Annotated in this window: 1 protein-coding gene; it reads left to right on the top strand. The window is 43.7% G+C overall.

Going from position 1 to position 1861, the window contains the following annotated elements; genetic code table 11:
- Positions 1-1448: zinc ribbon domain-containing protein (locus tag F6K20_RS36660; RefSeq protein ID WP_287298124.1), on the top strand; the 1448-nt coding region annotated here is incomplete at its 5' end.
- Positions 1449-1861 lie beyond the last annotated feature (413 nt).

Here is a 1861-nt window from a genome sequence, read left to right as displayed (position 1 = left end):
AGCAGATATCGACTCAAGTTGTTCCAATTATTGGAATGACGAAGTCGGTACAGGCCGAGTTGTTTTCTACTATGAAGAAGTTGGGCATTGTCAGGTCTGAATCTTACAATAAACTAGGTAGTATTATCCATTGGGGAATTGACTGGAAAAAGTCTTATCCAGAGGTTAGGGACTTTAGGACTCCTGAGTCGCTGGGGCTACCTTCCAAGTTAATGGAGTGGACTGTTAATGATGTAGCAAAAGCTATCTCAGCGAGCCAGGCGGCTTGTACAGAGGCTGTAGTAAAGAAGGTATACAAAAGGTTTCCTGGAAAAGAGAATCAAAAAAACAGAAAAGAGCTTTGCCTACAACTTAAAACCCTGGCTTTTATTGAAGACCCACTTCTCCACAGGCTAGTTAGAAAAGAATATCAAAGAGGACATTCTTGGGTAGATAATCAAATTGTCTATCAACAAGGAGGATATAAATGTAAGCGCGTCTCTCGAAATGTCGCTCAGCTAGAGCTGGCTGGTCTTAGACGGGGAAAGAGGAATAAAATACTAGTCAGGTCTAACAGGAAGATCAAAGGCCAGATTCGACTGATTTATAACAAGTTAAATCAGCGTTTTGAGATTCATTTCCTAGTAAATTACAGAGAAGTAAAGACTCCGGTTGCTCGTACTCCAGTAGGAGTAGACAAGGGTTATACCGAGGCTTATTATGATTCGGAAGGAACAGCTCATGGCAAAGGGCTAGGTAGTCTACTTTCTGAAAAATCAAATCGAATCTGTTCTAAAAATCGAAACAGAGGCAAACTCTGGGCACTCTCCAGGAAACTAGAAAAAATAGACCCAGCCAAGTCGGCTATAATGCTTGAAAGCAACCTTTCCCGGAAAACAGAGAACCGTCGATACAGGAAAGACCAGGCTGAGATATTATCAGTGATTGGTAAGGCTTCTAAGTCTTTGTTTGGAGAAAGATCCTTAAAGGTTTTTGCAGAAGATTTAACACAACCAATTAAGAATAAACGCCAGTCCAAGGCCATGTCTCGTCAACTCAATAGCTGGACAAAAGGAGTCATGCGAGATTCGTTACAAAAATGGGCTGATTGGACTGGTTCGGTTGTTACAGAAGTTCAGCCTAGTTACACGTCGCAAATTGACTCCAGGAATGGAACCCTACTAGGGAAAAGGACTGGGGACTATTTTACCGGATTTGATGGGGTCGTGTTGCAGGCTGACCATAATGCGGCGAAGAACATCCTTGCTAGAGGTACAGACTTCGAGATTTCTCGGTACTCTTCGAGAACTGAGGTTCAGACCGTATTATTGCGTCGTACCGCGCGTTTTTTGAAGGGCATGGGACTGAGTTTAGTTGACGCAGTCGAGCTGGGATGGCTTGATTCTAAGCATACTAAAACTCAGGCTTTCAAGAAACTCCTGGCCGGGATGCCAGGAATGTCTAAATAGACGAGTGGAAGGTTCAACTCCAATTACTGCATGACCACTCCTCACTTGGACAACAATAAATTGCACCTTGACCGTTATATCCGGGTTTATCCCGATTGATTACGGTTTAAGAGTATCCCAAACGGCGTTACTTAAACTAAGAGTAATGTGTCGGTGCGTACAACTGATGATATCTTGAGTTGCAAGCTATCAGTAGCACCATTGCTGGGCAAATTATAGTCTAAAAACTAGACAATATTAGGCTAAAAGATCAACCCTAAAAAAGTAAGCATATGCGCTATGCGCACGCTACTTGAGGTGCGGTCAGCGGTCAGCCGTCAGCCATTCGCGTTCGCGCAGCGTGGCCAAAGGCCAAGCATGGCCTTTGGCTGATAGCTGATAGCTGATAGCTGATAGCTGATAGCTGATAGCTG

Origin of the sequence: Moorena sp. SIO2C4, from assembly GCF_010672485.1 — a bacterium.
GTDB classification, from domain to species: domain Bacteria; phylum Cyanobacteriota; class Cyanobacteriia; order Cyanobacteriales; family Coleofasciculaceae; genus Moorena; species Moorena producens.
Note: the sequence above shows the minus strand (reverse complement) of the source record. Positions and strands in the feature narration are given on the sequence as shown.